The 13,235-nt window shown below is 47.1% G+C and carries 12 protein-coding genes; 2 read left to right on the forward strand and 10 right to left on the reverse strand.

Features of this window, described 5'->3' with window-relative positions; translation table 11 throughout:
• Positions 1–20: 20 nt before the first annotated feature.
• From GJU87_RS17740 to GJU87_RS17750, 3 genes are read right to left on the reverse strand one after another with little or no spacing between them, the layout of a single operon-like run.
• Positions 21–1,211, reverse strand: coding sequence for an AGE family epimerase/isomerase (locus GJU87_RS17740; RefSeq protein ID WP_153640700.1), 1,191 nt, complete (start codon positions 1,209–1,211; stop codon positions 21–23).
• Positions 1,211–2,386 carry a glycosidase gene (locus tag GJU87_RS17745; RefSeq protein WP_153640701.1) on the reverse strand — a complete coding sequence of 392 codons (1,176 nt, stop codon included), beginning with the start codon at positions 2,384–2,386 and terminating at the stop codon, positions 1,211–1,213. Before GJU87_RS17745 ends, GJU87_RS17740 begins: the two co-directional genes overlap by 1 nt.
• A gap of 58 nt (positions 2,387–2,444) precedes the next feature.
• Positions 2,445–4,277, reverse strand: coding sequence for a sodium:solute symporter family protein (locus tag GJU87_RS17750; protein ID WP_153640702.1), 1,833 nt, complete (start codon positions 4,275–4,277; stop codon positions 2,445–2,447).
• Positions 4,278–4,528: 251 nt separating this feature from the next.
• On the opposite strand from GJU87_RS17750, the gene GJU87_RS17755 reads away from it, so the two are divergent.
• Entirely contained in the window at positions 4,529–5,410 is an 882-nt protein-coding gene (locus tag GJU87_RS17755; protein WP_153640703.1) for an AraC family transcriptional regulator, read from the forward strand.
• Between the two features lie 38 nt (positions 5,411–5,448).
• Here the strand turns inward: GJU87_RS17755 and mnhG are convergent, their stop codons facing one another.
• Genes mnhG through GJU87_RS17790 form a run of 7 tightly spaced genes read right to left on the reverse strand, consistent with a single transcriptional unit; the run spans position 5,449 to position 11,016 of the window.
• Positions 5,449–5,808, reverse strand: a complete 360-nt coding sequence (gene mnhG, locus GJU87_RS17760; protein WP_228492040.1) for a monovalent cation/H(+) antiporter subunit G — start codon at positions 5,806–5,808, stop codon at positions 5,449–5,451.
• Positions 5,798–6,085 carry a monovalent cation/H+ antiporter complex subunit F gene (locus tag GJU87_RS17765; RefSeq protein WP_228492041.1) on the reverse strand — a complete coding sequence of 96 codons (288 nt, stop codon included), beginning with the start codon at positions 6,083–6,085 and terminating at the stop codon, positions 5,798–5,800. Before GJU87_RS17765 ends, mnhG begins: the two co-directional genes overlap by 11 nt.
• A complete protein-coding gene (locus GJU87_RS17770; protein ID WP_153640704.1) occupies positions 6,082–6,420 on the reverse strand; it encodes a Na+/H+ antiporter subunit E in 339 nt (112 codons plus the stop codon). Before GJU87_RS17770 ends, GJU87_RS17765 begins: the two co-directional genes overlap by 4 nt.
• An 11-nt stretch (positions 6,421–6,431) precedes the next feature.
• Entirely contained in the window at positions 6,432–7,928 is a 1,497-nt protein-coding gene (locus GJU87_RS17775; protein ID WP_153640705.1) for a Na+/H+ antiporter subunit D, read from the reverse strand.
• A gap of 3 nt (positions 7,929–7,931) precedes the next feature.
• On the reverse strand, positions 7,932–8,273 hold the full coding sequence (locus GJU87_RS17780; RefSeq protein WP_106540874.1) for a Na+/H+ antiporter subunit C: 342 nt from the start codon (positions 8,271–8,273) through the stop codon (positions 7,932–7,934).
• A gap of 2 nt (positions 8,274–8,275) precedes the next feature.
• Entirely contained in the window at positions 8,276–8,701 is a 426-nt protein-coding gene (locus tag GJU87_RS17785) for an MnhB domain-containing protein (protein WP_153640706.1), read from the reverse strand.
• Positions 8,698–11,016 carry a putative monovalent cation/H+ antiporter subunit A gene (locus GJU87_RS17790; protein ID WP_153640707.1) on the reverse strand — a complete coding sequence of 773 codons (2,319 nt, stop codon included), beginning with the start codon at positions 11,014–11,016 and terminating at the stop codon, positions 8,698–8,700. The genes GJU87_RS17785 and GJU87_RS17790 overlap by 4 nt, the downstream gene beginning before the upstream one ends.
• A gap of 365 nt (positions 11,017–11,381) precedes the next feature.
• Between GJU87_RS17790 and GJU87_RS17795 the strand changes: the two genes are divergently transcribed.
• Complete coding sequence (locus tag GJU87_RS17795; protein ID WP_153640708.1) at positions 11,382–13,199, forward strand: ATP-binding protein; 1,818 nt, start codon at positions 11,382–11,384, stop codon at positions 13,197–13,199.
• Positions 13,200–13,235 lie beyond the last annotated feature (36 nt).

A 13,235-nucleotide genomic window follows, 5' to 3' on the forward strand; every position in this document is an offset into this window, starting at 1 on the left:
GAACAGAGAAGTTTGTTGCGTTAACCCAATTGACGCCCGATTTCCAGACAAGCCCGGGAATTGTGATAGGGACATTTCCAGAACCCGGCTTTTTCATCGCTCACGTCAGGATTGCCATACCGATCGACCTTCCAAAACCATTCGCCCTTCCGGTGATCAATGATGAATTCCTTAATGAATGTCCATATTTTCAGCGCCTTTCCGAGATATCGATCATCGCCGCTCATCCGGTAGGCATAAGCCAGTCCCACCATCGCTTCAGCCTGTGGCCACCAATGACGATCGGTATCCAGATGGCCGGTTTCCTTGTCCAGCTCATTCATCACACCACCGGCACTGTCCACTCCTTCCTTTAGAAATGTGTCGACCATTCCGAGCAACATCGGCTTCAACTCGTCTATCAATGCTTCATCGCCCAGCACTTCGGCTGCTTCGTATATTAACCAGGAGGTTTCGATATCATGACCGTAGGAGATGACCGAACTCTTTACGTTCCACTTTTCGTCGAAAAACAGCTTTAAATGATAGTCGTCTCCAACGAAATGTTCCTGCATCAATTCGATGAGCTGTCGTAACGCAGCTCCCACTTCTTCCGTTCGGTGCATACGGTACAGGTTTGTGAATGCTTCCAGCAGATGAATATGGGTGTTCATTCCCTTTTTCTCGTTGGCATCCTTTTCGCTCAGGCGCAGATCGTCGAGCTCACTCCAGTCTTCGGCGAAAGCCTCAATGTACCCTCCACTCTCCCGGTCAGCCGCCTTCTCTTCCAGCAAATGGAAAAGTTCTAAGATCCAGTCGAGTACTGCCGACTCTGACGTCAGCTTGTAATATTCAGACAATGCATATACAGCAAATGCCTGAGCGTAAACCTGCTTCCGCGGATTCAGAGGCTTTCCCAAGTAATCAAGTTCCCAGTACACTCCACCATATCGCTTGTCGCGAAAATATGTTTCCAGGTATTGAAAAGCCCGGTCGGCCATTGCCTTTTTCTCTTCCGAGAACGAGTGCATGCAAGCCGCGGAGAACGTCCACAAAATGCGTGTATTCAGGATAACGCCTTTGGGCGCTTCTTTGTCCGGGCGGTTTTGCCCGTCGAGCAGGCCGTAAAAACCACCGTGCTTTACATCGGGCATGTAGGTTTGCCAGTAGCTCAGGATATTTTTCAGCTCCCGGCTCAATTCACCCAAATATGTTTCGACAGAAATCGGCATCAGTACAAACCTTTATTGGAATCGATGAGTGCGTTGATGTTTTCGACCGAGCGATGAGATGCCAGTCGATCTTCAGGCGTATTAACCACATAATCAACTAATTTATCAACAGTAGTTGTAGCTACATGCATTCGTGTATCGGATGACGCATAGTAAATATAGACCGTTCCGTCGTCATCGGCAATCCAGCCGTTGGCAAACAATACATTCGAAACATCGCCAATGCGTTCTTCTCCTTCCGGCGCCATAAAATATCCTCCCGGTAGGTGGGTAACTTTCGTCAGATCGTGCAAATCGGTCATAAAAAGGTACAGCACATAACGCAAGCCGGCAGCGGTATTCCTGACGCCATGAGCCAACTGCAACCAACCCTTCTCCGTTTTGATCGGTGCCGGACCAAGTCCGTTTTTCAATTCGTAAACCGTGTGATAGGCTTTCTGGTGAATGATGGTCTCGTTTTGAACCACCGGATTTTTCATTTCATCGATGTAACCGAAACCAATTCCTCCGCCACTCCCTACATCGATGAAACCATCCTGCGGGCGGGTATAAACCGCATATTTTCCGTTGACAAATTCGGGATGCAGCACCACATTGCGTTGCTGACCGGTGTTGGAAATCAGGTCGGGCAGGCGTTCCCAGTTACTGAGATCTTTGCTACGAACAATGCCGGCATTGGCAACTGCGGCACTGGTATCGCCATTCGGCGCGTTAGGATCTTTGCGCTCTGTGCAGTAGATGCCGTAAATCCAGCCATCTTCATGTGTCACCAGACGCATGTCGTATACATTGATATCGGGATCTTCCAGCTGCGGAATCGTGATAGGTCGTTCCCAAAACCGGAAATTGTCCACACCATTCGAGCTTTCCGCTACCGCGAAATAAGATTTCCGGTCCCAGCCTTCCACCCGGGCGACCAACAGATATTTATCGCCGGATTTCAGGGCGCCGGCGTTAAAAGCCGCATTCACCCCAATGCGCTCCAGCAGATTCGGATTGCGTTCGGACGATAAATCGAAACGCCAGTGCAACGGAGCATGAGCACCTGTCAATACCGGATAACGGTACCGCTCGTAAATGCCGTTTACAGAGAACTCTGCTATATTCTTCCGGGTCAGCAGTTCTTCGTGCTTCTCCTTCAGTTGGGTTAATCGGTTTTCGAAATACTGAGTCATCTTTCGTTTGATGTTATTTTTTCAGGTTATTTTCCAATCTATTATTCCATCAGGTGAACTAGCCTTCCTCTTCCACCAACTTGTCCCACCAGGTTTTCTTCATGATAATGGCAATCACCGCCACGATGGCCAGTGAAATTCCCAGCGCCAGATTTTTCTTCAACACAAGATATATGGGGACCAAAACCAATCCGGTTTGCGCGATGATACCAAGCACTACATTGAACATGTCGCGGTAGAAGTTTTTATTCTTCCGGAAGCCCGGGTCATCGACTATGACCAGCTCATGAACCGGTTTCCAGAATCCCCACGGACGAACGCTTTTGTAAAAACTTTTCAATGTCTCTTCATCGGTAGGCGGAGCCATGTAAGTTCCGATGATACTTCCGCCCACGGACATAATGAGAATAAGCGGGAAATAATAGAGATCGAGGGTTTCGGTGAAGATGTACGGGAAAACCAGCGCGGGAACCATTCCGGCCACCATGCCCCAGAAGAAACCGTGACCGTTGAAGCGCCACCAGTACCATTTCAGCACATTGGAAGCCACGTAACTTCCGTACAGCGCCGACACAATCCATTGCAAAATCGAATTGACATCGGTGGCAAATATTCCGAAGAAGATACTGACAACTACCACCAACACTCCGGTGGCATAGGTTGTCACATTAATTTGTCGTTTTGATGCCTTTGGATTCAGGTATTTCAGGTAAATATCGTTGACAATGTACGCCTGGGCAGCATTCAGCGTTCCCGCAAAAGTCGACATGAAGGCCGCCAACAGTCCGGCCAGCAATAACCCGGTAAATCCTTCCGGAACGAATTCGTTAATCGCCGACGGAAGAATCTGCTCAAAATCGATGTGACCAGCCACAACCAAATTCAGTTTGTCGTAGTAAAGCAGCGCTAACACAGCAAATCCGGCAATCATCAGGTAACGAACCGGCATGAGCACAACACTCACAAAACCACTCATCATGGCTGCTTCCTTTGGTGACTTGGTCGAGAGAATCTTCTGCAAATCGTAGTTCGGGGCAGGCCCGGCTAAACTGACCAGCACGCCTTTGAACAACATCATGGAGAAGAAGATGCTGAAGAGCGAGTAGCCGTCCGAAGCAATTTTTTCATTCACCTCCGCGATAATATGCGACCAGTCCATGTGAAGCTTCCATCCGAAGAAAGGATTCATCCAGCCATCCGGCACATTCAGGGTACTGTGTCCCAAAGCGCCCATCGCAATGAAAGCTATCACAAAAGCCGAAACCGTCATGATAAGATATTGCAGCACGTCGGCCCAGACGATTCCCGACATTCCGCCCAAAACCGAATAGAATACGGCAAAGAAGGTGAAGATAATTCCATAAATGTGCGGCACGTATTCAACCGGAACATGAAAAGGAATGTACGGTTGCACCACGCTCCACGGAATGAATATCTGCACAAATTTTCCCAGTCCGATAAAACCATAAGCGAGATATCCCAGGCAGGTAATCAATGCAAACACCACAACCACTGCATGCGACATGGCAGCATCGCGGCCTTTCCCAAACCGGGTACCAATCCATTCTGCTCCGGTAGTCACATTCGAGCGTCGTACCCAGACGGAAAGGAATACCATCAGGAAAATCTGGTTGAAAACCGGCCAAAGCCATGGAATCCAAACGCTTTTCAGACCATAAACAAAGGTGATGGTCACCAGCCACATCGTTCCGGAGATATCGAACATTCCGGACGCATTCGAGAGGCCCAACATGTACCAGGGGAGGCGATTTCCGCCAAGCAGATAAGCTGATTTGTCTTTTTGCGCACGCTTCCGCAGTACCAGTCCGATAACCACGGTCAGCATCAGATATCCGAAAATGACGGATATATCAATAATTCCAAGCTTCATTTACAGGGTTTGAATCGTTAGCTTCTAAAAATAGCTGGTTTGACCGGCCTGGCCATTTCCTTTCCTGAATTCAATACTATTTCAACTTCAACAAGGCGATAAACAGCATACATCAGAAGACAAAACCAAACAACCAGCTATCAACACCCTTGTTTTAACAAGAATATCCAGTCTCAAAAGTATTTGCTATACTTGCATTCTTCAAATACTATTTCGTCAAAATCCTGTACTTTTCCTAACAACTCATCATTATGAGCATTGATACAGCCAATCCTCAACGCGAAATCACCCCACTAACTGAAGGAGATTGCCTGCTGGTTTTCGATCGAAAGAAGCTCAACTTCGACTTTCCGTTACATTTCCACCCGGAATACGAAATCAACTTTATTTACAATGCGGAAGATGCAGTGCGGGTCGTCGGTGAACACCGGGCACCTATCGGGAAATGGGAGTTGGTATTGACCGGACCGAATCTGATGCATGTGTGGGAACAGGGCGAATGTCACTCAAAAGATATCCACGAAGTAACCATCCAGTTTCACCGCGACCTGTTTCACCAAACCCTGCTCGACCGCAACATTATGAAACCGGTGAAAGACATGCTGGACCGGTCGGTACGCGGTATCGCCTTTTCCGAAGAAACGATTCAAACACTGCAGCCCCGCATCATGAGCCTGGCGCACAAAAGCGGCATCGACGCGCTGATGGAATTGGTTTCATTGTTGTTCGACCTGGCTAATTCACGCGGACAACAGATGCTTTCTTCTGTGATGGCTAAAAACGACGATTTCCACAACAGTGGAAAAATCAAGAAGGTGCATGATTTCGTTCAACAACATTTCGCCCAAAAGATAAAAGTGGAAGATGTGGCGCAACTGCTGAACATGACAGAAGTATCATTCAGCCGGTTCATCAAGCAAAGAACCGGAAAAACTTTTGTGGAATATCTAAATCATTACCGAATAAGCCTTGCTTCGAGGTGGTTAATCGAATCGAATATGAGCGTTTCGGAGATTGCCTACAAGTCTGGCTTCAATAACCTGGCTAACTTCAACCGATTCTTTAAGAAAATGGAAGGATGTACGCCTTCAGCCTTTCGTGAAAACTTCTCCGGAATAAAACGAGTAAACTGATTTACTTATATTTAAATTAAACAACATAAAGTATCAGATTAAGAATTAGTTTTGCCATCCTCTTCATCATAATCAATTCGATTTTCCAGCTCATCGACGGTAGTTTTTTCCCATTTCGGCACTTTCAACAGGTGAGCAATCCGCCCGATCATATGTGACGCGACCGGAGCTGTCAGAAAAATGAAAATGATGACCAGTGCTGCCTCGATAATCACATAGGCAACGGGAAAGTGGATGGAAACCGCCACCAGCATCAGCAACGCACCAAACGACGACGCCTTGGTTGCAGAGTGCATCCGGATATACAAATCGGGAAAACGCAACACTCCGATGGCCGCCAACAACATGAAGAAGGCACCTAAAACCAACAATATGGCCGAAATCCATTCACTTATCATGATAACGTTTCTTTAGATAGATGGCAAAAGCCACGGTTCCCATAAATGTGATGAGCGCAATCATCACGGCTACGTTCAGATACACTTTTTCTCCGCTCAGAAAGGTTATGGCCAGTGTAATGCCAATCACCAGGGAGGCGATCAAATCCAGCACCACAACCCGGTCGGGCAAACTGGGACCTTTTACCAATCGCCAAAAAGCCAAAAAGAATGCGAGCAACAACATGCCCATAGCAATATTGGCCGCATCGGTAATGACGGTCGAAAGCAGCATCATGACCACACCTCCTTTACTCTTCTTTCCAGGCCCGATTTGACCTCTTCGCGGTAGGCATTGGCATTTTCAAGGTATAAAACATGCACATACAACCTTTTCTTATCTTCCGACACATCAAGGCTTAAACTTCCCGGGGTCATGGTAATTAGATTCACCAATGTCATGATCTCGTAATCGCTCTTGATATCGAGCGGAATCTCTACAATGCCCGGCTTCATGTGGTGCGTCGGCGTTAAGATATCATACGCCAGCACTAGATTCGCCTTGAGCAACTCCCAGAAATAGAACCCTGCAAACGCGATGATCTGAACTATTTTCACCAAGATATACCTCATAGCTTCCGGTATTATTTTCCTAAAACAGCATTGATGTAAGCTGATGGTTCGAGCAACTGCTGTGCTGCCGTCATGCAAAAATCGAAGAAAAAGCCAACAGCCACTCCCATTCCGATAGAGAACAACCCCAATACAACTGACGGAAAAATCAGGGCAAAGCCCACCTTCTTCTCCGTGTAATTCACGACTTCTTCAACTTCTTCGGGCTGTTTTTTCCAAAATCCTTCGTTCCAGATTTTTATCATTGAAAACAAAGTGATAAGCCCCACGAACAGCGAGATGCCTGTCACGAAGAAATGGTGCGAATCGAAACCGGCTTTCACCAGAATAAATTTCCCAAAGAAGCCGGAGAGCGGCGGAACACCTGCCAGCGCAAATGCCGGAATGATAAACAGCAATGCCAGGTACGGCTTAGTTTTGTAGAGACCGCCAATGCTTTTCAGCTCGAAGGTTCCTTTCAATTTGCTCACCATTCCTCCCACCATAAATGTGTTGGTTTTGGCAACGATGTTGTGCCCCATGTAGTATATCGCTCCGGCAATCCCGAGTGGTGTAAAAAAGCCGAGTCCCATAATCATGTAACCGATTTGGGAAATGATATGGAACGACAAAATCCGCCGGATATCATACTGCGATGCCGCAGTGAATACGCCAATCAGCATCGTGAGACCACCTGTTATTAAAAACAGCTCTTTCCAAATTCCGCCAAGCGGAATAAAAAACAGGGTGAAGAACCGAATCATGGCATATACACCCACTTTGGTCAACAGCCCGGCAAAAAGGGCTGTCACCGCCACGGGCGGCGTATGATACGATGCGGGCAACCAGAAAAAGAAGGGAAAAACCGCGGCTTTAATGCCGAAGGCGATGAAGAACAGCATCGCCGAGCTGGCTACCAGATTCGACGAAGGATCGTTCTGCAATTTCATCGCCAAATCCGCCATATTCAGCGTTCCCATTTTCCCGTATAGCAATCCGGCTGCCGCCAGAAAAAGCATCGAGGATACCATATTGATGGTCACATATTTGACCGCTCCTTCCAGCTGTTTACGTTCTCCGCCCAGCGTAATCAAAACGAACGACGCAATGAGCATTACTTCGAACCAGACATATAAATTGAATACGTCGCCCGTGATGAAAGCCCCGTTGACGCCCAGCAGGAGAATATTGAACAGCAGATAGAAATGGAACTTCAGGCGCCGCTCATCCATTAATCCCAGCGCATACACCGACACGGTAAAGCCAATGAGTCCGGCGAAGAACAGCATGATAGCGCTGAACATATCGGCCACCAGCATAATGCCAAACGGAGCCGGCCAACTTCCCACATGCAAAACCAAAATTCCATCGCGGTAGACTTTAACCAGGATAACAACCGCCACAACGAGCTGCATCAGCGTGAAAAACACTCCCGAAGCCTTTCGGAAGTTCAGGCTGTTTTTGGCGAACAAACTAACAATGGCCGCCAAAACAGGAAGAACCAAAGGTAACATGAGCAGGTTTTCCATCCGCTAATCTTCTTTTAGTTGGTCAAAATCAACCGTTCCTGACGATTGGTAAAAACGATAAATCAACACCAGCGCAAAAGCTGTAATTCCAAAGCCAATCACCAGAGAGGTCAACACCAATGCCTGTGGCAGCGGATCGGCTACTGTAGACTGAGCCACTTTCTGGCCTTCCTGCACAAACGGGGGACTCACTTTCGACAAACTTCCCGCCAGGAAAACCAACAGATTGGTGGCATGACTAAAGAAAATCAGCCCGAGAATTAACTTCACAATGCTTCGCCGTAACAGAAGGTAAACGCCTGCTGCATACAAAACACCGATTACGATTGCCAGTATGATTTCCATTATTATTCTATTTCAATGATATCAAACATGATGGTTAACAATACGCCGGTAACTCCCAAGTATACTCCCAGATCGAACAACACCGGCGTTCCCAGATGAAGCTCCTGCCCGAACGGCAGATGCACGGTCGTCCACATGCCGGTCATAAACGGCTCGCCTGAAAAAACACTCAGCAAAGCTGAAACGAGAATAACCGCCAATCCGGATCCCAGCAAAGCTGAAGTGGAAAGCGGCAGTTTCTTTCTCGCTTCCTTAGAAGAGAAGGCCAAAGCGTAAAGAATGTAAGCCGAAGCCGCCATCAATCCGCCGATGAAACCACCACCCGGCTGCTGGTGCCCGCGATACAGCACCACCAACGAAAGAATGAGCAACAGCGGTCGTAGTTTCGTGGCTGCTATGCGGAAGATATTTGAATACGGATTGCTCATTCTTCCTCCTCCTTCTTTTTCGGTTTCAACTTCAATAACGAAATCACACCAATGGCAGCAATCACGAGTACAACGGTTTCACCCATGGTATCCAACCCGCGGAAATCGACCAGGATCACATTCACAATGTTCCGGCCGTGGCCTTTCGTGAAAGCTTCTTTCAGGAAGTAATCGCTAATAGGTGGACTGAGTTTGATGAATTCAGCTTTCAATACCAGAGCGGTCATGAAGCCGCCAAAAACAATGGCAATCACGCCGTCACGGATCCGGCTGGACGGACGGGAATATTTGGGCATGTAACCCGGCAGATGGTAGATCACCATCACGAACAGCACCAGGATAAGGGTTTCTACCAGAATAAGGGTAATGGCCACATCCACGGCGCCATAAAGGATAAAGATGAAAGCCATGGCATAGCCGATAACGCCGAGAAGCACAATAGCCACCAGTCGCGATCGCGTAAATACCGCTCCGATTGCAGAAGTAATAATCAGTAAACTGATTCCGAGCAGGTAAAACGGAATTTCTTCCCAACTGGCCTGAAAGCCCCAACCACGCGTATGATAAAGCTGGTACCATACCAGCAACGATGAGACAATGAAAATCAGCATCAGGTAGAAGCGGTGATAGCCGTGCTGAACCACTTCGGTGTGCCGTTTCGTAAATGAAAGAAAGTTTTCCACCAATCTGCGGAACAGATCGGTGAACTCGATTCTGAAATAGCGCTGGTTAAACTTCCGCAAGGCTTTGGTCGCCGGTTTCCGGAAGAAAAACAGCGTCAGTCCCAACGTAATGGTGATTACACTTAGCAGGAAGACCAGGTTCAGGCCATGCCACAATTTCATATGAAGGTCAACCGGACTGGCATTCACTGCATCAATCGCCGGCATCACCAGCGGCTGGGTGATAATAGCCGGATAAATCCCCATAAACAAGCTGGTCACCGAAAGCACCGCCGGACCAATCAACAGTGGAATAGCGGGTTCCTTTGGAATTTTAGGCGGGTCTTTTCGCTTACCGAAGAATACACCATGACCGAATAGGAAAGCTACCGCCACCATAAATATGTTCGCTGTGACCGCCAGGATGGCCAGGAACACTGCAATCTGAGGGGCTTGCACCTTGGCGTCGTAAATCACTTCTTTCCCGATAAATCCGAGGAAAGGAGGAAGTCCCGCCATTGAGAATAGTGTCAGAAAGGTGGCTACGGCCGCTATCGGCATCACCGGCCACATGCCGCCGAGGTGGCGTATATCTCGGGTACCAACGGTCTTATCGATAGCGCCGGCAATCATAAACAGCGCCCCTTTGTATAACGAGTGAACAATCAGAAAAATCACCATTGCTGTAATGGCGAGTTCCGTACCCATCCCGACCAACAACACCAACATTCCCAATGCACTAATCGTGGTGTAAGCCAATATCTTTTTCAAATCGGTTTGCGTAAACGCGAAATAGGCTCCGACCAACATGGTCGTTGCTCCGGCGAGGCCAAGCGAAAATTGCCACAAGTCCGTGCCGCCAAGAATCGGCTGAAGCCTGGCCAACAGATAAATTCCGGCTTTCACCATGGTGGCCGAGTGCAGGTAAGCGCTCACAGGCGTCGGAGCTTCCATAGCACCCGGAAGCCAAAAGTGAAACGGGAACTGCGCCGATTTGGTAAAAGCTCCTACCATTATCAAAAGCACCAGCGGCACATACATTTTACTGCTCTTCACCACCGCACCGTTTTGCAACAAGTCCGTCAACTCGTAACTTCCTCCTACATTTCCCAGCAAAACAAATCCTGCCAACATGGCCAAACCACCAAAGCCGGTAATCAACAATGCCTGCAAAGCCGCTGCCCGGGCTTCCGGTCGCTCATGGTTAAAACCAATGAGCAGAAACGAAGAAAAACTGGTAATTTCCCAGAAAACAAACAGCGTTATCAGGTTATTCGCAAGGACCAGCCCCAGCATCGCTCCCATGAAAAGAAGAATGTAGAAATAGAATCTTCCCCGCATGGAATAATGTTGCATATAATACCCCGAATAGATCAATACCAATGTTCCCATTCCGGTTATCAGTAAACCGAATAGCAAACTAAGCCCATCGAGATAAAAGGATAAACGGACGTGCAGCAATGGAAACCAATCAATTGATCGGACGATGAAATGACGGTCGATGATAGCCGGAAGCAATCTGATTAATAACACAAACAGGGCAGCCGGTAGCAAGGCATACAGGTAGCCTGAGATCTTCCCCAGCCTTTTGTCGATAAAAGGGGCAAGAAATGCCAGGGAAAAAACCAAACCGACAATCCAGATCAACGACATGAGTAACAGGTTTAATCAGATAATATTAGTGTTTGATATCGCTGTATTGTTGTTTCTAAGAATACAACTAAAATTTAGTTTTGTTTATCTTTTTAACAGCAAAATCATTTATAATAGAAAAGTTTTCCTTACTTCGCCTCAGCATTGTTACCGTTGGCTGATAAACATTTAGCCACATCTGACTGTTAAACTTTAGTCTTTGTCAGATCATCTAAATTTCAATGCATCAAGACGATAAACTTTTAAACAAATAATATTACCCGAACACTCCAGGTTTGCAGGCTATTGGAGAAAAGCGAATCAACGGATTGGGTAACCGGAATTAAATGTTGGGTTAAAGACTTCTTAACCAGCTTAATGAATGTATGCAGCAACCAACCAATGAAAAGCGCAAGGTGAGGGGAAAAACTGAGGTGCGCATCACCATTATCTACCTAATCGTTGGTATTCTTTGGATTACGCTCTCCGACGAAGCGATACTTATGTTCGGGCAAACTGCCGAGGATCTCACCCGTCTGCAAAATTACAAGGGTTGGTTTTTTGTTATTTCCACTGCCCTACTCATCTTTTTTCTCATCCGGCAGGAAATCCGAAAACGGAATGCGGTCGAAGATCTGTTACGTTTACGAAATGACGAACTTTCCGAGAGCCTTGAAACGATTCGACAATTTCAAAACGAAAAACGTTCGAGTCAAAAGCGTTTTCTTGGGTTGTATAAAAATATTCGCGAAGGGTTTGCCTGGCTAGACGCAGCCGGGACTATAAAAGGGACCAACCCTGCTTTCCTGAATATGCTCCAGTTTAGTTCGGAACAGCTCATTGGGAAACATTACCGTGAACTCTGCCCAATGGGGTGTCACCAGCTTCTATCGGCCATCGACGAAAGAGGGTACACCGATATCATCGACATTGAGCTGCTGAATGCTGCCGGGCAAAAAGTCCCCGTATCACTCATGGCTTACAAAATGCCGGCTCCAACAGGTGATAGCGAGGAAATCTGGGTGATCGTTAAAGATATTATCGATGAGAAAAAGGCAGAGAAAGACATTTTAAACGCGAAGCAGCGTGCCGAGCAAAGCGAGCGCCTGAAGTCAGTATTTCTGGCCAACATCTCCCACGAAATACGAACGCCCATGAACAGCATCATCGGCTTTGCCGAGCTCCTGGGAAACGACGAGCTTCCGGACGAGCGAAGGAAATGGTACAGCCGTATTATTGCCGAAAATGCGGAAATGCTGCTGGTGATTGTCAACAACGTTTTAGATATATCCCGACTGGAAACCGGACAACTAAAAATTATCCGTCAGGAAACCGATTTAAACAAGGTCATATCCGATATTTACGACTTGTTCGCGCTTCAAGCCGACGACAAGGGGATAGAACTGACTATTAAGAATCTTCTTCCGAAAGACAAAGCGCATATCTATACCGACGAAGCCAAACTGAAGCAAATCCTTATTAACATCACCGGAAATGCGATAAAATTTACGCAGGAGGGTGAGATCAGCATCAGTTCCTCCGTTGAAAATAGTGAAGTTTGTTTCTCTATCGCTGATACAGGAATAGGTATTGCTCCTGAAGACCAAAAAGCCATTTTTGAGCGATTCCGCCAGGTAGACGATTCGACAACCCGGAAATACGGCGGAACCGGACTGGGATTGACCATTTCGCTTGGCTTAACAGAACTTCTGGGAGGCTCCATGAAACTCGAATCTGAACACGGAAAAGGCTCTGTATTCCATATTCGTATTCCGGCACAAACCAACGGCAATAGTTACGGAAAGTCAGCATCCAAAGAAGATTATGTTCCCTCCGTTAAAACAGAGAATCCAGCTATTCTGATTGTAGAAGACGGGCATGCTTCTACTCTTCTGATTAAAGAGGCTCTGAAAAAAGTGAGTGCTGAAGTCATTTTTGTCAAAGACGGAGAATCAGCCATTAAGGCCTGCTCTGAAGACACCACCATCCGGCTCGTTCTCATGGATTTAAATCTACCGGGAATAGATGGAACAGAAACAGCCCGGCTGATTAAAGAAAAATGCCCGGGAATTCTAATCATTGGTCAAAGTGCGCAACAGCCCAGTCATCAAAATTCATCAAAACAACAGTCCATTTTCGATGATTTCCTTCTCAAACCCTATCTTCCGAAAGAACTCGTAGCGCTGGTGAAAAAGCATATTTGATTTTTTTGTAAAAACTGCTCTTTCCAACACACCGAT

This window comes from Prolixibacter sp. NT017, from assembly GCF_009617875.1.
GTDB lineage: Bacteria > Bacteroidota > Bacteroidia > Bacteroidales > Prolixibacteraceae > Prolixibacter.